Source organism: Intestinibaculum porci (assembly GCF_003925875.1).
Taxonomy (GTDB): Bacteria; Bacillota_I; Bacilli_A; order Erysipelotrichales; family Coprobacillaceae; genus Intestinibaculum; species Intestinibaculum porci.
In genome coordinates, this window is record NZ_AP019309.1 from 2,948,777 (window position 1) to 2,969,462 (window position 20,686).

The window sequence follows — 20,686 nt, forward strand, 5'->3', positions numbered from 1 at the left end:
TGAATCTTGCCCTCATTTTTTCGCTTCTATTCATCCATATCAGGAGTTTTATTGTACGACAAAAAGAACCACTCTACGTGATTTTTTAAACAAGAAGTGGATGACTTGATGTATTATTAATAGATTGCTCCTGTTCTGTTCACATACGATAGCTCTGGATAATTCTGCCAGTTTCTAGGATAGTACAGTGACTTGATCACTGAATCGGATGCCTTGGTTAGGAACTTGAGTGCTGTATTCGTATCAGCCAATAGCGTATCCAGTTTTTCTACTTCTTTCGTATTTTCGTCAATCAGTCTCTGTAGCTTATTGATTCGAGCTAGAATAACCTTCTGATCCTTCTGTACCACTTTGAAAGGATGCTGTTCGCTCTTATACTCATAAGATGATTCACCAGACTCGTTTTGCTTGCTTCTGCGTCGAGCTCTTTCAGCACGCGCTTGTTCGCGTCTGGATTCCAGTTCTTCCTGGGTGATGAGTTCTTTGGCTGAGACGCCGAAATAAACATCAGTCTGATAAATGCCTTCAGTAATATAGCGATAGTATTCTTCAGGAGTTTGTCCTGCCAGATCATACTGAGGTATTACTGTATTATACTGTTCCATAAAGTTTTTGATCATGGTTTCAACCGTATCAAAGTTAGGACATTTTTCAACTAATTCATTTAGAATAGATTTCATTCTTCCAAAAAAACTTTCCATTGGCGCATTATCGAGGCTGTTTCCGCGTCTGGATACTGACTGAATGAAGCCGTCATCTTCTAGAATTTCTCTGAATTCGGTGGAAAGGTATTGAGAGCCGTTGTCTGAATGAATATAGACATAAGGCTTTTTTCCATTTTCCTTCATGTATTTGCATGCCTTCTCAATTTCCTTTTCATGAAGATCCATCATCATGCAATAAGCTCTTTCAACGAGGGTAACGTCCATTCTTTTAGAAATATGCCATCCAAGAATTTCATTGGTAAATGCGTCCTTAAATACGCATAGATAAGAGATGTTTTTATTGCCGTTATAGGAAATATAAGTGATATCAGTGAGAATAACCTTGCGCGGGTCTTGTCTGAAGTATCTTTTTACGTAATCGTTAACGTTATAATAAGGATGGTTGTATGTTGCCTGTCCCTTGTAGGCATCCTTATGGCGTAGGTTGGGGAACAAATTCAATTCCTGCATCAGACGCGTTACTTTTTTTTCACCAACCGGCTGACCATTGATATTAAAATGCATGCGAGTAAAAAGAGCACAGAATGTTCTTCGCCCAGGCACGAAGCCAAAGGTTTTGACGATATCAATCATCTTATCCTTTATCATCTCATCTTCGGTAGCCTTTTGAATCTGGCTGGCAGATGGATTTTCACGTTTTTTCTTCCAGCACCTGTATTTTCTTGAAGTGATTTCAAATATCTTGCAGGCCTCACTGATTTTGACATCAGGATGATCTCTTATATACGTATCTGCGAGAAGACATTTATCTACCGCTATTTCTCGTTCTTCGATGATGATACCTTCACCAGCAGTTTTGAGCCCTTTTTTTTTACGACTCCAACAACTGTTTCCAGATAGTCAATGCGTGAATTAAGATAGTCAACCATTTCCTGATCGGAAAGATTGCCAACCTGATCACGCGGAACCATGCCGCTGACCTTCTTGGGCTTGCGTGCCTGTCCGCTGGCAGCGCGACCGGCAGCTGCGTAGGCGCGATCTTCTCCTAACGTGTTTACATCGTATCCGAGTGTCTTGTATGCCTTAATTGGTGACATGCCGCCATCCATCAGCTGTTTCATGCGGGCATAGAATTCCCTTGTGTAATAGATTCTGCCATCTGTTACCTTCTCAGTGTATTGGTTTTTAGAAGCCTCTTCTAAAGCTTTTTCCAGGTTAATCTGCTTATTTCTTTTTGCCATAATGCTTTCCTCCGCCTGATATGTATTTATTGGTGTCTGTAGTATATCATGACAGTATCAGGTTGGCACGCGCTTTAGCTCTTTTTGTTGCAAGAGCCTTCGTTTTTTCATACTTATCAGTTTCCTTGGACATGTATAAATCAAACTGCTCAGGCGGCATGGCTTCAAGATACGATTCGTATTTCACGGGTGTCATTTTATTTCTTGTCCACTGTGGTCTCTCGTTGTTGTAGTATTCCACATAGGAAAGCACCATTTCCCTCAGCTCCTCAATGGAACTGCAGCTGGTATAGTCACATTCATCCTTGAAATGGCCAAAAAAGCTTTCCTGTGAACTGTTGTCTTCACAGATGCCTCTTCTGGACATTGATTCTCTGAATCCCAGCTCCTTTACCTTTTTCTGAAATGCTTCATTGAGATACAGTGCCCCCTGGTCGCTATGGAAGATGGCATTATCGCGAAAGGTGTAGCGTTCAAGCTGCTTCAGCGTCTCCATAGTCATTGCCGAATCATTGTTTTCGCTCACCACGGCAGCTAATATGCGCCCTGTTACCGCATCTTTGACTGCTGAAAGATAGCCTCTGCCATTTGCTCCAAAAAACAGATAGGAAACATCAGTGAGAATGTGCGTAAAAGGCATGGCCAGTCTGAATTTTCGTTTAAGAAGATTAGGGCACTTGTATTTTTCAAGATGCTCACGAGCAGCCTTAAGGGACTGACGGGGAGCTCGAACTCCTGAATTAAGTCCATGCTTTCTCATCAGACGTGCTATTTTCTTAATTGAAAAGCTTTTGCCTGTAATCTCAGGCATCATCATGTGGATAGTTCTCTTGCCTTTGGGATAGCCATTGTAATTCATTGTATCAATAATGGCCCTGACCTCTTCTTCTTCATTCTGATTCCTTAGCTCTTCATATCTGCCGTAGGCATCGTTTCTTAAAATAGAGTAGAAGGTGGATCTTGACAGGCCTGCTTCACTAATGATTTGGCTTAAAGGCATAATGTGACTGTCCGCTAACGAGTCAAGCATTATGAAGGCTTCTCTTCTTAGGCTGGCGCTAAGATCCCATATGCATTGGGATATAGACTTCAGAAAACAAGCCATTTTATTGTATAGTGCCTCATAAAGATTTAGGGCAATGGCTTTGAGTCGATCAGATGAGCCTGCCTCTAAATGAATGGAACATGTATGATCAGATTGAGTAATTTGCTTTTTTATGCGCTGTTTCGTGGAGATAGTAAGAATTGCAGAATCAATATCAAAGATTTTGAGAATATCATTAATGTGCATATCAGAGAAAATTGATGCCTCGCTGTAGAATACATCCGTCAGTTTGATTCTATGTGCAGTTATCCTTTCAACCATTGGGTGGTCTGTATATTCTTCGATTATATTCTGATCAAACGTTTGCTTTTCATGCGGCTCAATATCCCCGTCAAATACTCTTTTTAGCGCATGAATACGCTGATAGCCAATTCGTTCTGGATCAAAGCCATCTGATTTAAGGACATCCTCGATTGCCTGATCAGGATATAAGCTATAGAGCTTTTCAGTATAGTCTTTTGAAAATGAAATGCCACGACGTGCGCGAATGAATTTTCCGGTCGAGACGAGGAACTGATCATAGTTTTTATCTGTTTTATTACGTTTGGCAGAGTTACCCATACGTCCGTTAGTAGGTTTCCCATCGCGTTTAAAATTTCTTTGAATACGACTAATAATTTGTGCGTTAAAGAGAGAGTAGTCAATGCCATTTTCCTTCATGACCTCTCTAATTGATGAAATGCTTTTATATTTAATCCATCTCTCCCACATCATGATCCTGAATTCATAGGTAAATGAAATACGATTTGATCTCACCAGTTTGACGAATTTATTGGCTGAAAGTATTTTAATGGCTTCATCAGATATTACAGTTCCTTTAGACATAACAATTATTACCTTCATTACAAAAAATGGCACCATAGGTTAGGTGACATTACTGTCAATGTAATGTTCCTTTCTATGGTACCATTTTATTCTTATGATCCTTTTTTCTTTTTTTATCTTCATAAAGTGCCTGATCCGCTTTGCTGATTAAATCCATCAGCGGCGCCTGAGCCGCTTTGCTGATTAAATCCATCAGCGGCGCCTGAGCCGTATTGCAGTAGGCAAAGCCAAAACAAACCGTTAAATCAAATCCGAGATCTTCTTTAATAATTTGCTCAGCTAAAGCTTCATTAAATGTATTTCTTAGTGATGTCGGTGTAACATTTTGGGCATCAACCGCCATTAAAAATTCATCACCGCCATAACGCGAAGCGAAGAAACCATGATGCGTACTGCCAAACTCTTTAAAAGTATTCGCAATGGCAATTAAGGCATGATCACCATTCACATGTCCATAAGTATCATTGATCTTTTTAAATTCATTAACATCACAAATAGCCAGATAAAACGGCCGATTATCCGCATTTTTCAGACGACTTTCTAAGTAATCGCGAGAGCGATTACGATTATTGAGTCCGGTTAAGGCATCCGTATTAATGCGGTCAGATTGAATCGATGAAAAGAGATAAAAGAGGCCAAGCATCGTTGACATCACTGAGAAAGGGGCAATGCTGATAAATACTTGAAACAGACCACCAAGAAATGGGAAAAGCAAAAAGATCAGCAGCTGCATACTTTTCTTGCGGCGTACACGATCATGGATCGCCCAATAGGAAATCATCCCAATGGTAATAATTGGATAAAAGTAGCAGCAAAGCACCTGAATAAAATAATAAGGACCGCGATGATAAAGACTATCCAGCGTGATATAGTAAGTCCAATGCGTCCAATAAGAGAAAATATTAACGGCAATGCCCACTAACCACGGAATAACAAGCGCCTGACTCCAGCGCTTCTGTTTATAATTATCATGCTTAAAAGCAGGATTCAGCCTCACTTCGACAAAGCGCATCAGATAATAAAGAGCACCGATCGAGCCTATCATATCTAAATAATTCAGAAACCAGTAAGCATACTGATCAAACTGAAATCCTGTTAAGAAAAGCAAACGCCAAATCGTCTCGACAAAAATGACCATTAGCTCCATCGCAATCATGTTACGAAAAATCCGAATTTCGATGAAATTTCCGACATCGCGATCCATCTTGACCGCCATATAGATCATCAAGAATGCGCACAAAACAGTCGTCGCACAATACGTGATCGTATACTGTATAAAGTAACTTTGCATAACTTTACTCCCTTTTTCATACTTTTATTGTACTCAAAATTACTCTTTATGCAATGTTATACCATAAAAAAGCTCCCTTTTTAAAGGGAGTTTTTATGATTAGTCAGTTGTTAAAGCAACATAGAGGTCACGATACTGTTTTGCAGAATTTTCCCAAGACACATCTTTATCCATGTTTCTCTGAACCATTTCATCGAAGCACCATCTGTTTGTGAAATAGAAAGTTTTAGCACGGTTGATAGCATCTAATAATAAGCCTGCATCATAACGGTCGAAAGTAAAGCCGTTACCCGTATTGGCATATTCATTATATGGTTCTACCGTATCCTTTAAACCGCCAGTTTCACGAACAATTGGGATATCACCATAGTGCATACCGATTAACTGTGTTAATCCACATGGTTCAAATCTTGAAGGCACTAATAAAGCATCACAGCCGGCATAGATATGATGAGATCTTGTTTCATCATACATGATGTTGGCACAGACACGACCTTTATAAGCATTTTCATAATATCTGAAGCTATCTTCGTATTCTGGCTGACCAGTTCCTAAGATGACAACTTCAGTAAAGTCATCAACAATCTGTGGTAAGATCTGATTTACTAAGTCTAAGCCCTTCTGATCTGTTAAACGAGAAATTAACCCGATGACAAATTTATTTTCATCAACCTGTAAACCTAATTCTTCCTGCAGCGCACGTTTGTTTTTAGGTTTGTTTTCTAAGACATTTGATAAATCATAATGCACTGAAATCATTGGATCAGTTGCTGGATTGAAGATATCATAATCGATTCCGTTCACGATTCCTCTTAATTTACCTGAATGATATCTTAAGTGGGCATCTAAGCCTTCACCATATTCAGGTGTCTGGATTTCTCCCGCATAAGTGTTTGAAACAGTTGTAATCGCGTTACAGTAAGTTAATCCACCTTTTAACATATTGGCATCTAACCAGTTTTCTGTCATGCAGTCTTTATTGAAGACATAATCTGGTAAGTTTGTCCAGTATTTCAGTGTTTCAATGTTGTAAACACCCTGGAAACGTAAGTTATGGATTGTCATAATGACTTTCGCATTCGCAATTGGGGTATTGTTAAACATTGTACGTAAGTAAAGCGGTACTAAGCTAGCCTGCCAGTCATGGCAATGGATCACATCAGGTTCCCAATCCATGAAGTTTAATGCGGCTAACGCAGCTTTACCGAAGTAACAGAACTTAGGAATATCATCAACTAAATTTGTATATGGATTCCCATTAGAGAAGAATTCCATATTATCAATGAAATCATAAACAACGCCATCCCAGACGTATTCCATAATCCCGACATAATAAGAACGGCCATCAGAACATAAGTCCATATCGAAGGCTCCCTTGAATACCATCTTTTCCTGATATTCCTGTGGAATGCAGGCATAACGAGGTAAGATAACCTTCACATCACAGTTCTGTTTAGCAAGCGCTTTTGGTAAAGCGTACATAACATCTCCTAAACCACCAGTTTTCACAAATGGGTAACATTCTGAACCAATGAATGCCACACTTCTTCTTGGCTGTGGTAATTCAGGCTGTGGTGCTGGTTTTGGTTCTTCCTTCACTTCAACCTTAGGTGCTTCAGCTTCCGCTTTTGGTGCTTCAACCTTCACCGTTTCTTTTGGTTCTTCTTTCACTTCTGCTTTGGCAGCTTTTGGTGCTGCTTTCTTGGCAGTTGTCTTTTTCGTTTTCTTAGTGGCCTTAGCGGCTGGTTTTTCTTCTTTCGCTTCGGCTTTTTTCGCAGTTGTTTTCGCAGCTGGTTTTTCTTCCTTCACTTCGGCCTTTTTCGCATTTGTTTTCGCAGCTGGTTTTTCTTCCTTCACTTCTGCCTTTTTCGCAGTTGTCTTCGCAGCTGGTTTTTCTTCCTTCACTTCTGCCTTTTTCGCAGTTGTTTTCGCAGCTGATTTTTCTTCTTTCACTTCTGCCTTTTTCGCAGTTGTCTTCGCAGCAGGTTTTTCTTCTTTCACTTCTGCCTTTTTCGCAGTTGTTTTCGCAGCTGGTTTTTCAGCTTTCACTTCTGCTTTTTTCACAGTTGTCTTCGCAGCTGGTTTTTCTTCCTTCGCTTCCGCTTTCTTCACAGTTGCCTTAGCAGCTGGTTTTTCAGCTTTCACTTCAGTCTTTGTTGTTTTTGTTGTTGTTTTTGTATCTTTAACTTCCTTTTTAGGAGTTTCAACTTTCGATGTAGTCGCAGTTTTTGTGACTGCTTTTTCAGATTCTACTTTTAACGCAGCAGTTTCTTTTGCTTTTGCAGTTGTTGTTTTATTTGTAGTACTCTTTCTTGTACTTGCCTTAGTTGTTTTCTTTCTTGGCATTTTCATACACCTCCATCGAGTAGATTATATCACAAACTTTATTATTTAAAACACGAACTTTCACATTGATTGTATTTTTTGAATTTATTCAATTTATGATTTTCTATTTTGTGATTTTACTACATTATATCATATCTTTTTCATATTACTGATAGCTAATATCAGATCTTATTGAAGAACGCTTTAAATATATGAATCATTTGAGGATTGTCAAAGGCCGCCATCATCTCGGGATGAAACTGCACCCCAAACATAAATGTACCCACCGTTTTTTCAATCCCTTCAATGATCCCATCAGGGGCATAGGCAGTTACTTTGAGATCTTTTCCTAAGTCTTTGATCGCCTGATGATGAAAAGAATTAACGCGTGTCTCTACCCCTAAAATGATTTTTAAAAAGGAGTCTTCAATTTCAATCTTATGGCTAGGTTCATAGCGCGGCATAGCAGGAGTATGTTGAATGGCCCCAGGCCACTCATCTGCAATACTTTGATAAAGGGTGCCGCCAAAAGCCACATTCATTGCTTGCATGCCTTTACAGATGCCCATTACCGGCAGACCTAATTGATCCGCCGCATGAATAAGCGCAAGATCATAACGATCGACAGATGGCATCAAAGGGCCACAGGAAGGATGGATATCTTCCCCATAAAGAGCAGGATCGATATCTTCTCCGCCAGATAAAATCAACCGGTCTAAGCCTATTAATTGTGAGGAAACATCCTCTAAGTTTTGCATTACCGGAAGTAAAATAGGAATACCACCTGCTTTTTCAATCGCTGTTATATAATCCTGATTAACATAACTCCGCAGAATTCCCGGAAACATATTTTCTGTATTGGTTAATAAATTGGCCGCTATGCCAATTCTTGGTTTGTTCATTAAAATCGCCTCGGATAATATCGTACACCTCACGTTTATGATTGCAAGCAAAAAGGCGGAGAAAAACTCCACCTTGAGATTATTTCAGTTTCCAGATGTCATCATTGTACTGCTTAATTGTACGGTCACTTGAGAAGTAGCCAGCTTTCGCAATATTGACAAGCATCTTTTTCGCCCATGCCTGACGATCACTGAAATCTGCAATTGCTTTTTCTTTTGTAGCGATATAGTCTTTGACATCTAATAATGCCATAAACCAGTCTTTATCCCATAAGTCATTGTGTAAACGATAGAGCGCTTCGCGATCGCCAATCTTTAACATGTCTTCACTAATAATGAATTCCACTAATTCTTTTACAGCGGGATCATTTTCTAAGATGTCTCTTGGATGATAATCACCTTTTTCATAATGGGCGATGACCGTATCAGAATCAGCGCCAAAGATATAGATGTTATCATTGCCGACTAATTCATGAATTTCAACGTTGGCTCCATCGTCAGTACCGATCGTAACAGCGCCATTGAGCATCATCTTCATATTACCAGTTCCAGAAGCTTCTTTAGAAGCTAAAGAGATCTGTTCAGAGAAATCTGATGCCGGAATCAGTTTTTCAGCGTAAGTGACATTGTAGTTTTCCACCATAACGACACGTAAGTATTTTGAAACTTCCGGATCATTGTTAATGAGCTGTGATAAGCAGAGAATAGTATGGATAATATCCTTCGCTAAGATGTATGCAGGCGCAGCTTTCGCCCCAAAGATACAAGTAATCGGATGTGCTGGATAGTTGCCCTTCTTGATTTCTAAATACTGATGGATGATGTATAAAACATTCATCTGCTGACGTTTGTATTCATGCAGACGTTTGATCTGTACATCAAAGATTGCATTTTCATCCAGAGTAATGCCTTCCTTGCTCTGGATATAAGAAACTAAGTCTTCTTTCTTCTGTTTCTTGATCGCTAATAATGAATTTAAAACTTTTTCATCATTCACGAAGTCTAACAGTTTTTCTAATTCATCAGCGTTTTCTTTATAGCCTTCACCAATTAAAGAATCGATGAATGCTGTTAATTCTTCGTTGCATGATAATAACCATCTTCTGAAGGTAATACCATTGGTTTTGTTGTTAAACTTCTTTGGATATAAATCATAGAAGTCTTTTAATTCCGTATGTTTTAAGATATCCGTATGGATGGCAGCCACCCCATTGATTGAATAACCAAAGTGGATATCCATAGAAGCCATATGGACTAAGTTATTGTCATCGATGATGGCTGTCTTAGGATTTTCGCTGCGTTCGAATGCCACAGCGTCTAAGGCTTCAATAATTGGAATTAAATGTGGCACGATTTCTTCTAAGTAATGCATTGGCCATTTTTCCAAGGCTTCCGCTAAGATGGTATGGTTCGTGTAAGCACATGTTCTTGAGACAACAGCGATTGCCTCTTTCTGTAACATGCCTTCAGCCATTAATAAGCGAATGAGTTCTGGGATGACTAATGATGGATGGGTATCATTGATCTGAATCGTGACATATTCATCTAAATGATCAAGCGGAATCTTGCGTGCTTTGATGTCTTCTAAGATCATCTGAGCCCCATTGGATACCATGAAGTACTGCTGGTATAAACGTAATTTCTTGCCGTCTTCATCAGAGTCATCAGGATATAAGAATAATGTTAAATTCTTTAAGATATTTTCTTTATCAAAAGCGATCCCATCATGAACGATTGTTGGATCAACTGTCGCAATGTCAAATAAGTGCAATTTATTTTTATTGCCATGGTATCCTAAAACATCAATATCATATAATTCAGATTTTAAGCTGAAGTCTTTGTAGTCTACAACATAAGACTTATTCGTCTTATTTAACCATGAATGTTCATCAATCCATGGGTTTGGTGTTTCAAACTGCTTGTTGTCTTTGAATTCCTGTTTGAATAAACCTAAGTGATAGTTTAAGCCAACCCCATCACCTGGTAAATTTAAAGTGGCAATTGAATCTAAGAAGCAGGCTGCCAGACGGCCTAAACCACCATTTCCTAAAGAAGGTTCGTTTTCGATTTCTTCAATTTCCGCTAAAGAGAATCCGTTTTTATCTAAGACATCTTTCACTTCTTTACGAATACCTAAGTTGATTAAGTTATTACTCATTAATTTACCAATTAAGAATTCAGCAGAGAAATAGTAAACTTTCTTTTTCCCTGTGATTTCTGGTTTTTCATCAGCTAATTCTTTCACTAATGACAGTAAGACAGTATAAACCTGAGCGTCTGTTAATTCTTTTAACGTCTTTCCATAAAGGGAAGAAGCGTATTTTTCTAATTGCTTTTCAATTGACATGTAAAGTCTCCTTAAATACGATGATATTTTTCCGTTAAAGCACGAATATGATTAATCAGTTCGTCACTGAAATCATCTTTCCCCATGCGCCACATCCAGTTATTACCTAAAGTATTAGGCTGATTCATGCGGGCGGAGTTATCTAATTTCAGATAATCCTGCATTGGGACAATGCACATTTTTGAAACCGAAGAGAAGATCAGTTCGATACACATATCTAATAATGTGGCATCATCATCTTCATCGGTATGTAAATAATCTTTGAGGGCTTGTTTTTCTTCTGGTTTAATTGATTCAAACCAGCCCATCATCGTTTCATTATCATGCGTGCCGGTATAGACGACACTGTTTTCAGTATAGTTGTGTGGTAAGTAAGCATTGGCTCCTGATGAATCACGAGAGTCAAAGGCGAACTGTAATAATTTCATTCCTGGATAACCGCAGTCAGCGACTAACTGTTTGACAGTATCGGTTAAATAACCTAAGTCTTCGGCGATGACATCGAGTTTGCCTAAAGCTTCTTCAATGGCTTTGAATAAGTCATAGCCAGGCCCTTTTTCCCAATGACCATTAACGGCTGTTTCATCACCAAATGGAATCGAGAAGTATTCATCGAAGCCGCGGAAATGATCGATACGAATGACGTCATAGGCTTTCTGGCAGTAAGCAATGCGGGCAATCCACCATTGATAATGAGTCGCTTTATGTTCATCCCAGCGATATAATGGATTCCCCCATAACTGACCGGTCGCACTAAAGCCATCAGGCGGTACCCCCGCGACAGCCGTTGGTTTCACGTCTTCATCAAGCTGGAATAATGCCGGATTCCCCCAAACGTCAGAAGAATCGAAAGCAACATAAATAGGAATGTCACCGATGATCTTAACGCCCTGTTTATTAGCGTAATCTTTTAAGGCATACCACTGACTCCAGAACATGTACTGAAGGAATTTGTGATAACAAATCGTATCCGCTAATTCTTCACGTTTAGTGTTTAAGGCATCGCTGTTTCTTAAACGTAATTCATTTGGCCAGTATAACCAGCTTTCATCATCATACTGCGCTTTGATCGCCATAAATAATGCATAGTCATCTAACCACCAGGCATTATCTTTGCAGTAAGCTAAGAACGCTTCATCATCAGCAATATGCGAAGCCTGATAAGCTTTTTCTAACAGTTTATAACGATGATTGTAGATGTATTCATAATCAACATAATCAGCATGTACATCAGCCGCTGGCAGATCTTCTGGTGCTAACCAGCCTTTCTCGACTAAGGCATCTAAAGAAATGAAATAAGGGTTACCAGCGAAAGTTGAGAATGACTGATAAGGAGAATCTCCATAACCAGTAATGCCCAATGGCAGAATCTGCCAGTAAGTCTGTTTAGCAGCCGCTAATTTGTCGACAAAGCGGTACGCTTCTTGATCAAAGCAGCCGATGCCATAATGACTTGGCAGTGATGTAATTGGCAGCAAAATTCCACTTGTTCTCATTGTTCGTCCTCCATATAAATTCCATAGTGATCGGACACGACATCCTCTTCATGTCCATCAAAAACAACTTTATGTGTTTTCACTTTTTCAGCGCGATTGATAAAGATATAATCGATGCGCATCTGCATACTTTTCTCCCAGCCGTCAATCTTTCCTTCGGCACTATAGCGTCCCCTGACAAAAGCACTTAAATCGCGGGTATCATACCAGCCATCAGCACGCACTTTGTCATAGCTTTGATCCTTTAATTCATCAGGTGCATTGAAATCCCCTGCTAAATAAACCAGGGATGATTTTTGCGCCTGCTTATTTAAAACCTGCCACTGATCGATAAAGGGTTCTTCATCATCGTTCCACCAGCCTAAATGCGCGGTGTAAACCCAGAAGTCCTGTTTGCCATTATCGATATGCACACCTAAAGCATTACGCTTTTTCCAGTAAGAATAGTCATCGGTATGGGTTAAGCGGGTATTTTCACTTTCCAAAATACGATGTTTAGTAAAAATGGCCACGCCTTCATCAAAGCGATCGTAACCGACTTTGACACCGATCCAGTTCCACTGGTAAGTATTTCCTAGTAAATGTGACAAGAAGAGGGCAAAATTGTCCTCTTTTAAAGTGTCGCTGCCGACATAAGTAGTCGGCGCGGCGACGGCTTTCTTGTCCATTGTCTGATTGACTTCCTGAAGTGCGATGACATCAATATCATTCTTAAGGATGAAATTGGCAATCGTCTGTAATTTTTCTGATTCATTCTTTTCACTTAAAGAATGCGTATTGAGGGTCAGCAGCTTCATAAATTATCCATGGAGTGCGTCATTGATATCTGATTTCAGGACATCGGCTTTAGGACCATAAATCGCCTGAACACCATTATCTTTCTTGACGAGACCAAGGGCACCTTCTTTCTTCCATCCGTCATATTCAGCAACTTTATTGACATCTTTGACAGTGACTCTCAGTCTTGTCATACATGCATCAACATCAACGATATTGTCACGACCGCCAAGTAAAGAGATGATCGCTTCAACCTGAGCAGAGCCTTCATGGCCTCCGCCTTCTTCATCATCATCAGCGACACCTTCATAGTTGCCTAAACGACCAGGTGTAGCGAAATGGAATTTCTTAATCATGAAGTTTGCGACGAAGTAACCAATGAATGCGAAAGCGATACAAGCTAAGACGAAGTTAATAACATCGCCGCCCAGACCAGCATTCAGAGACATTGGTAAACGGGTTAAGAATTCGATATTACCAAATGAGTGTACTCTTAAGTGAATAATTCCTGATAAAGCGAAAGCACAACCCTGTAAAACAGCGTATACGATATAAAGTGGTAAAGCACAGAACATGAACATGAATTCGATTGGTTCTGTAACCCCAGTTAAGAATGTTGCTAAATAAGTTGATAAGAACATTGATTTGTATTTTTCTCTCTTATCAGCGTCAACGTTACGATACATTGCTAAAGAGATACCGCCTAACATACCTGTTGCACCGATCATCTGACCAACTTTGAAACGAGCAGGTGTAACAGTTGTTAATAAGTGATGATACTGAGCCATCTTGCCAGCATCTTTTAAGTTGACTAAGTCAGTAACCCATGCTAACCAAAGTGGATCCTGTCCGAATACTTTGTGACCAGCCTGAGCACCTGTTAAGATCGTGTAAGTACCACCAAATGAAGTGTAGTTCATTGGGATTGTGATCATATGATGTAAACCAAATGGTAATAATAAACGTTCGAGAGTACCATAAATAAATGGTGCTAATAATGGTGAAGTTGAACTTGAGTTAGCGATCCATACCCCGAAGGCATTGATACCAGACTGAACAACTGGCCATACAATTGACATCACTAACGCGATCACAACTGAGTAAGCAATAACCATTAATGGAACGAAACGTTTCCCGTTGAAGAATGCTAAGGCATCAGGTAATTTTCTGAAGTTATAGTATTTGTTGTACACAACCCCGCCGACGAAACCAGCGATGATCCCGACAAAGACACCCATGTTTAAGGCAGATGCGCCTAAAACAGTCGTGAAGTAACCATTAATTGGAATACGTGTACCAAATAAAGTATGCGTGTAACCAGTGCCTTTAGCGACCATATCTGCTGTGACACCGAATACGGAACCAGTAATCTGGTTGATTAAGATAAAGGCAATAACCGCCGCGAATGCCCCGCCGGCACGTTCTTTAGCCCAGCTGCCGCCGATGGCAACGGCGAATAAGATATGTAAGTTGTTGATAATGGCCCAGCCGATATTTTCCATTGTCGTACCGATTGTCATCACGACAGACATATCAGCGCCCATCATCTGGACTAACTTACCAAGGGAAATCATTAACCCAGCCGCTGGCATAACAGCGATTACGGTCATTAAACATTTCCCTAACTTCTGTAAGATATCGAAGTTAAAGTTGAACTTCTTTTTCTTTTCTGGGACGATTTCCATCATTGGTTCGCCCACTTCATGTTTACCTTTTTTCACTTTTACCTGTTTGCCTTCAAGCTGTGAAGTAATCACTACAGGTGTAATTAAATTGATTTTCTTTTCAGTGAAGACATCAAAGTCTGCTTCATAGAGGAGATCCCCAGCTTTCACTTCCTGGCCTTCTTTGACATGGAATGTAAAGCCTTCCCCTTTTAATTCTACAGTTTCCAGACCATAATGAATTAATACTTCCAAACCATCTTTTGATTTCAATCCAACAGCGTGCTTAGTAGGTGCGATCATTTCAATAGTCGCGTCGAATGGTGCGTAAATCTTTCCATCTTCAGGTACGATTGCACATCCATCACCCATCATCTTCTGTGCGAAGACGGGATCAGGAACTTCTTCAATGGCAATGACTTTCCCTTTGATAGGAGCTTTAATCATTTCTCCGTTTTTCATTTCCTTTTTATCCTCCATAAGTATTTGTATTGGGTTGCAACTCCTTTTACTTACAAGTCCTATTATAATTTTCCTGGAAGCATTTACAACGTGAAAAGAGTACTTTTTCACATCATTTGCGCAACGATTGCGCAACTTGTAGCGCAACTTTTGCGCAAATAATATTGCGTAAGCAAAAAACCTAATTTATAATGATAATACCAACAAAAAGGAGGTTATTATGGCTGTCACTATTAAAGATGTTGCGAAAGCAGCCGGGGTTTCCCCCTCGACGGTTTCACGCACAATCAATAATCATTATTCCATTTCCGAGGAAACCAAAGCGCGCGTCCGCCAGGTAATGAAAGAACTCGGCTACCACAGCGATAAGATGAATAAAGTGGTAAGAACAATCGGTGTCGTCTTTCAGCGCAGCGTTGTCGATGCCTATGAAAACCCCATCTATTTAGAGATTATCCGCGGCATCTCTTATATCTGCAATAAATCCCATTACCGCTTAGAAATCATTACTGGTGCTGATTATAGTGAAATGACTGAAGGCATTATCACCGCCCAGGCGGATGGCTATATCTTTCTCTATTCTAATATCGATGAGCGCGTCATCGCCCATTTAACAGAAAAGGAAATTCCCTTTATTATAGTGGGCAAACCGATGGATAAATCGACCACGACATTATCGGTTGATACTGATAACGTCCAGGCCGGCTATGAAGCGGTGAAATATCTAACAGAGTTAGGTCATACGAAAATCGGCTATATCGGCACCGAGCGAAAAGGCCAGTTCTCGTTAGATCGCCAAATTGGTTACTTACAGTGTATTACCGAGAAGCGCTTTCCTATTCGCATGGATTATATCTTAAATATTTCATCGAGCTACTCTTATAATCCAACAGCCATTCTGGAATTATTAAAGCGTGAGGATCATCCGACGGCTTTTGTCGTCTGTGATGATATTTATGCGGTCATTATGGTCCGCCTGATTGAAGAAGCGGGGCTGAAATGTCCTGAGGACATTTCACTGATTTCTTTTAATAATTCCATCTTTGCCCGGCTGATGCATCCCGAACTGACATCTTTCGATATCAATGCCAATCAGTTAGGCATGGAAGCTGTCTCCCAGCTGATCAAACATATTGAAACACCTACCATGTTTACCACGCGCACAATTGTGCCTTTCACTTTAGTGAAACGCAAAAGCTGTCGACGCATTAAAAAAGCTTAGCGAATTCGCTAAGCTTTTTGACGGTCGGTTGAACGGCGATGATAATGACGGCCTTTGTCTTCATACATCTTCGCATCAATCACCTTTATAAAGGCATTAATATCTTCTACCGGTGCCGTCGTAATCGTAGAGCCGATCGCTAAAGACACCTGATGATAAGCACTTGAGGCTTTCAGCAGCGAGAGATAGTGATCTGCTTCCTCTTCACTTGTAATTTCCTTATAAATAAGGAATTCGTCGCCGCCCATACGGAATACATGATCTTTGCCAAAGATATCACTCATTACTTGGGTGGCGCGTTTAATCAGCGCATCACCTTCCTTATGACCATAGGTATCGTTCATTCGTTTTAACCCATTGATATCTGCAAAGATCGCCAAAATCGTTGTTCCTTCCGGAATGTCCACAATGGCTTTTTCAAAGCCACGGCGATTGAGCACGCCGGTTAACTGATCTTCATTTGTCAGTCGCTGCATCTCTTTTAAGTTATCCCTGTTTCTTAACATCAGAGCCAAAAACCAGGTCAGCGTCGTTAATAATTCTGTGGCGCTTTTGAATGTTTTGGGACTTGGGTTAATGACTTCGGTAAAGCCATAACTGCGTTCCGAGTTACGTAAGTACCCCGAGACGGCACTCTTAATCCCGTCAATAAGGTAGTTGACGCCTGGATGATCCAGCAGGTATTTCTCACCATTAGGTACGAGAACGACTTCATTGCGTTCAAACTGCTCATAGAGGTGCTGCAGGCGCGCTTTTGGGATACGCTGGAGGGTCGGCTTGAGGGCCACGCCTTCATCACGCTCCCACTCATAGCTGCAGCTAACCGTATCATCATCATTTTCTTCAAAGATGAAGAAGCGCTCTGCCTCTAAGTTGCGGGCAATACGATCAATCATCTTCTGAATGCCGATTTCTGGATCCGTTTCTTCAATCGCTAAACGAATGGCATCATTGGCATTGATTTCATAATATAACAGATCCTTATTGGCCTGATTATCTTCCATATATTCGCTTAAGTTAATAGCAACCGTAAAGCGATAGTGTTCGCCCATCCATGGGATCAGGGTGCTATGACTGACATAATCAATCCCCGTATTCAAATTACGATATTTTCTCGTCGAGAAAGCCTGCACGGAAAGCCGGACCATATCGCAGTTTTCGCATGGCGATGTGCGCCCATGCAGCAGTGAATAACAGGTCTGATGGCGATAATCATAATTCAATGGTAAATGACTATCACTTAAGAACGCTTTATTCATATAGGCAATTTCACATTTTTCCTGATTCATGATAATAACGCGATCCTGGGCATCATCAAACTGTTCTAAGGTAATAAGCACGGCATTGCCCTGGAAAATGGCATCGCCGGTATGCTGGCGCTGCGCGTGACTTAACCGTTCATTTAACATTCTTAATAAGTGATCGAGATCTTCGCTTTCTGAACCTTTGCAGTAAGAAAAATCGGCGTTCATATCCACGAGGCAGCCATCGATTTCATGAATATCATGAACATCTTTCATCACCTTTAACATGAGCTTGCGCATCGCGCCAATATCCGTCTGTTTGCTGGCAACCATAAAGCGCCCTTCACCAATCCGGCCGTAGTAAGCCTTCGGATAGAAAATCTGTGAGACGATCGTGACGATTCGCGCGAGCAGCTTGGCTCTGATTTCTTCCCCATAGTTTTGGGCATAGCGGACAAAGTCATTGACTTCTAAAATCACTACCAGATAATCTTCACCATAACGGCGATAGCTGTAATCAAACTTCTCTAATGTGCCTAAGAAAGCCCGATATGTCAGGAACTTAGTTTCCGGATCAACAACTTTGGTCATTTCAATATCCTTGCGAACATGATTAATATCGTCATCATCACTGTAAATACCGATCAGACCTTTGATCTGGCCATGGGAATAATAAGGGAACTTTGCCTCGGTGATGCTAGCGGGATAACCATTGGCATTAATCGTGCTATGAAGATCGTAGAAAACGCGGCCTTCTTCAATAATTGTATGTTCGATCGCCGCGGAATGCGTTTCATCAATGCGCCAGCCCAGCTGGGCATCGGTTTGACCAAGCATCAGCTGCGCATCGTTTAAGCCATGCAGTTTCAGGAACTCATAGTTCGCCCCTTCATATTCTAGGCGTTCATTCTTCCAGTAAACTGGTAAACGAATCGATTCGATCAGATCATCGAACATCTCCCCTTTATTCAGTTTGATATCTTCATAATCATCGAGCTTTTTAAGATGGTATGTTTCATTATAATACTGTTCCACTTCCGCAAAGCTGACCTGACGGCGCCAGGTATCGAGAACCACATACACATTCGTCGTGTCATGACTTTCATCATACTGTAAGAAAATACCATACCATTTATAGCTGCCATCAGATGCACAAAGACGGAAATACATAATGACTTCTTCGGTCGCTGAGGCTTTTGTCTCCCTGATAATATGCTCTTTCTGCATAAATCTGAGGAAGCGTCGCCGATCATCTTTATAAACATACTGCGCCGCAATTCTTTCCAAGGTATCGTCAATTGAAGCATTGCTTTCTTCTATTTTAATATCCTGATGGAAATGAGAACGGACGGTCACAAAACGATCACGTTTATAGTCTAAGAAAAACACTCCGACAAAAAGACGCAGGGATTTGCCAATGTCATTCAATTAAGCTGAAATTGCGACGAATGATCTGAAAAAGCTGAGACCGGCTATTCAGTTAACCAAAGTTTCAGACTGTGAGAATGCGAAACATGATCCAATTCTCATGGTCTGTTTTTTTGATTTTGCTCATTTAGCTTTATCCTAAGTAAATTGATGTAATTTGGCATAATATCCCTATATTTATTAATTTCCTAATTATTCTTGAGATTTTGAAAAATTATGATACCCTAGTGTTCAGAGGAGCTAGTGACTGGGGTCTTATTTTTCGAGTGAATGATCTTCCAGGTCTGATTGGGATTACAAATTTCTTGATTCTATTTATGAGTCCTTTTTCAGAAATAGTTCCCTTAAGAAAGAGATGTACATTGGTGATTGCGACGGCAAAGTTTGCCTTCGTTTTGTGTGCAACTCTTTTTTTGTTTTTCTCATACTCTTCAGCTTTCATATCAGGAATATCAACACTATTCGTAATAACACTTGTTACGTTAAACATGATAAGTTTCGAATATACTTCTTGCAGTATGCCATCAACTTTCTTTGAATTGAAATATTTTAAACCTATTCTATATTTCAAATTAAAAAATGATTGTTCTTGAGACCATCTTAAATGGTAGAGCTCTTTCATATACTCAAACGGTATTTCTTCCTTGCTTAAATTAGTGACAAGAGTTACAAAGTTTTCATCATCAAGCTTTATGCGGACAACTCTGTAGCTTATTACGTAATCATCATTACTCCATGTATCAATTTGTGGGAAATCGATATTTGAATTGACCAATGCATATTTTTTTCGATCGCTATTATAACGTTTATTGCTTCTTGTCAGTGTAACGCTGACTTCCTGGTCTAATTCCTCATCTGGCAAATCAAATCTTTTTAGGATTGAACTACGGATATTAATATCCTTAGACCTAATCACAAATTTTTGTCCTTTCTCAATAAAATCAGCCATCAGTTTGTATGAAACATATCCTCTATCACATACAATAATTGATTTTTCTGGGTAATACTTTCTTTCAGTCATAGTAATCAAAGCACCAGGTTCTCTTTTTTTGTTAGGTGTTGTCATTTCTGCGTCCCAATAGACTCCATTAAGGCAGTCATAAAGAGCATTGAGGTGGATCTGACAAAAATCCCTTCCTTTTTTGCTTTTAACGATTAACTCAGGATGATCCTTCATAAAAGGAATGTTCAAGTCGGAGCCATCGCAGGCAATGATATAGTAGCCATTAAATGTGTTCTTAGGTTTGATAGTCTGATTGAAAAGCGTCATTACTCTGTTAAATGCATTAGGCTTTATTTTATATCTCTGCATGCAGAAAGCTGAAGCTTGAAACTCCATACCTTCAGGCATCTGCTCACAAATCTCAGATCTGATGGATTTTCCTTCCTTGTGAATGAGAAATCTAATAATCATATCAGCTGGAACTTTACGGCTTCTTGTCATATCAGATACAGGATCAATAACATAACATGCAATATTGTCTGTAACCATCTTAATCGATTTTTCCAATGCCAAATTCACCCCTTCGGGGGTAGTATTAAAAGCACAAGCCTCCGTTTCATAATCAAAATTTCGTTCTTTATCTTGTTTAGAAATCATAAGTAAAAATCCTCCTACAATTTCCTTCGGATTATGAATTTATTCCGGAATTTTGCTTGTCAAGTCTTTTTTGCATTATTTTAAAAATAAAA

At 39.9% G+C, this 20,686-nt stretch carries 13 protein-coding genes; 1 reads left to right on the top strand and 12 read right to left on the bottom strand.

The genetic code is table 11. From position 1 onward, the window contains the following. Positions 1–116 precede the first annotated feature (116 nt). The 10 genes from SG0102_RS14130 to SG0102_RS14175 form a co-directional block, all read right to left on the bottom strand. Positions 117–1,505, bottom strand: coding sequence for an IS3 family transposase (locus tag SG0102_RS14130; protein ID WP_125118146.1), 1,389 nt, complete (start codon positions 1,503–1,505; stop codon positions 117–119). Beyond that, positions 1,481–1,906, bottom strand: coding sequence for a hypothetical protein (locus SG0102_RS14135; protein WP_125118147.1), 426 nt, complete (start codon positions 1,904–1,906; stop codon positions 1,481–1,483). The genes SG0102_RS14130 and SG0102_RS14135 overlap by 25 nt, the downstream gene beginning before the upstream one ends. A 46-nt stretch (positions 1,907–1,952) precedes the next feature. Beyond that, positions 1,953–3,854 carry an IS3 family transposase gene (locus SG0102_RS14140; RefSeq protein WP_157983073.1) on the bottom strand — a complete coding sequence of 634 codons (1,902 nt, stop codon included), beginning with the start codon at positions 3,852–3,854 and terminating at the stop codon, positions 1,953–1,955. 55 nt (positions 3,855–3,909) lie between these two features. Further along, on the bottom strand, positions 3,910–5,127 hold the full coding sequence (locus SG0102_RS14145; RefSeq protein ID WP_125120534.1) for a GGDEF domain-containing protein: 1,218 nt from the start codon (positions 5,125–5,127) through the stop codon (positions 3,910–3,912). 99 nt (positions 5,128–5,226) lie between these two features. Further along, the gene (locus tag SG0102_RS14150) at positions 5,227–7,473 is read right to left on the bottom strand and encodes a glycogen/starch synthase (protein ID WP_125120535.1); all 2,247 of its coding nucleotides are present in this window, start codon (positions 7,471–7,473) and stop codon (positions 5,227–5,229) included. Between the two features lie 161 nt (positions 7,474–7,634). Then, positions 7,635–8,354, bottom strand: coding sequence for a gamma-glutamyl-gamma-aminobutyrate hydrolase family protein (locus SG0102_RS14155; protein WP_125120536.1), 720 nt, complete (start codon positions 8,352–8,354; stop codon positions 7,635–7,637). Between the two features lie 79 nt (positions 8,355–8,433). After that, positions 8,434–10,701, bottom strand: a complete 2,268-nt coding sequence (locus tag SG0102_RS14160) for a glycogen/starch/alpha-glucan phosphorylase (RefSeq protein WP_125120537.1) — start codon at positions 10,699–10,701, stop codon at positions 8,434–8,436. Positions 10,702–10,712: 11 nt separating this feature from the next. Continuing rightward, on the bottom strand, positions 10,713–12,197 hold the full coding sequence (malQ, locus tag SG0102_RS14165) for a 4-alpha-glucanotransferase (protein WP_125120538.1): 1,485 nt from the start codon (positions 12,195–12,197) through the stop codon (positions 10,713–10,715). Then, positions 12,194–12,994 (bottom strand): endonuclease/exonuclease/phosphatase family protein, encoded by an 801-nt coding sequence (locus SG0102_RS14170; RefSeq protein WP_125120539.1) that lies wholly within the window; start codon positions 12,992–12,994, stop codon positions 12,194–12,196. Before SG0102_RS14170 ends, malQ begins: the two co-directional genes overlap by 4 nt. Positions 12,995–12,997: 3 nt before the next feature. Continuing rightward, positions 12,998–15,100, bottom strand: coding sequence for a PTS transporter subunit IIBC (locus SG0102_RS14175; protein WP_125120540.1), 2,103 nt, complete (start codon positions 15,098–15,100; stop codon positions 12,998–13,000). 220 nt (positions 15,101–15,320) lie between these two features. Here SG0102_RS14175 and SG0102_RS14180 point away from each other — a divergent pair, with 220 nt between their 5' ends. Then, entirely contained in the window at positions 15,321–16,322 is a 1,002-nt protein-coding gene (locus SG0102_RS14180) for a LacI family DNA-binding transcriptional regulator (RefSeq protein WP_125120541.1), read from the top strand. An 8-nt stretch (positions 16,323–16,330) separates the two neighbouring features. Here the strand turns inward: SG0102_RS14180 and SG0102_RS14185 are convergent, their stop codons facing one another. Together SG0102_RS14185 and SG0102_RS14190 are read right to left on the bottom strand one after the other, a co-directional pair. Then, a complete protein-coding gene (locus tag SG0102_RS14185) occupies positions 16,331–18,955 on the bottom strand; it encodes a GGDEF domain-containing protein (RefSeq protein WP_148668868.1) in 2,625 nt (874 codons plus the stop codon). Between the two features lie 253 nt (positions 18,956–19,208). Beyond that, positions 19,209–20,594 carry an IS4 family transposase gene (locus SG0102_RS14190; RefSeq protein WP_125118177.1) on the bottom strand — a complete coding sequence of 462 codons (1,386 nt, stop codon included), beginning with the start codon at positions 20,592–20,594 and terminating at the stop codon, positions 19,209–19,211. Positions 20,595–20,686: the final 92 nt, after the last annotated feature.

Excerpts from the sequence above, each read along its gene's own strand:
- SG0102_RS14145 (WP_125120534.1), bottom strand. The coding sequence starts at position 5,127 with ATGCAAAGTTACTTTATACAGTATACGATCACGTATTGTGCGACGACT.
- SG0102_RS14155 (WP_125120536.1), bottom strand. The coding sequence starts at position 8,354 with ATGAACAAACCAAGAATTGGCATAGCGGCCAATTTATTAACCAATACA.
- SG0102_RS14175 (WP_125120540.1), bottom strand. The coding sequence starts at position 15,100 with ATGAAAAACGGAGAAATGATTAAAGCTCCTATCAAAGGGAAAGTCATT.
- SG0102_RS14160 (WP_125120537.1), bottom strand. The coding sequence starts at position 10,701 with ATGTCAATTGAAAAGCAATTAGAAAAATACGCTTCTTCCCTTTATGGA.
- SG0102_RS14170 (WP_125120539.1), bottom strand. The coding sequence starts at position 12,994 with ATGAAGCTGCTGACCCTCAATACGCATTCTTTAAGTGAAAAGAATGAA.
- SG0102_RS14190 (WP_125118177.1), bottom strand. The coding sequence starts at position 20,594 with ATGATTTCTAAACAAGATAAAGAACGAAATTTTGATTATGAAACGGAG.
- SG0102_RS14180 (WP_125120541.1), top strand. The coding sequence starts at position 15,321 with ATGGCTGTCACTATTAAAGATGTTGCGAAAGCAGCCGGGGTTTCCCCC.
- SG0102_RS14135 (WP_125118147.1), bottom strand. The coding sequence starts at position 1,906 with ATGGCAAAAAGAAATAAGCAGATTAACCTGGAAAAAGCTTTAGAAGAG.
- malQ (WP_125120538.1), bottom strand. The coding sequence starts at position 12,197 with ATGAGAACAAGTGGAATTTTGCTGCCAATTACATCACTGCCAAGTCAT.
- SG0102_RS14150 (WP_125120535.1), bottom strand. The coding sequence starts at position 7,473 with ATGCCAAGAAAGAAAACAACTAAGGCAAGTACAAGAAAGAGTACTACA.
- SG0102_RS14140 (WP_157983073.1), bottom strand. The coding sequence starts at position 3,854 with ATGAAGGTAATAATTGTTATGTCTAAAGGAACTGTAATATCTGATGAA.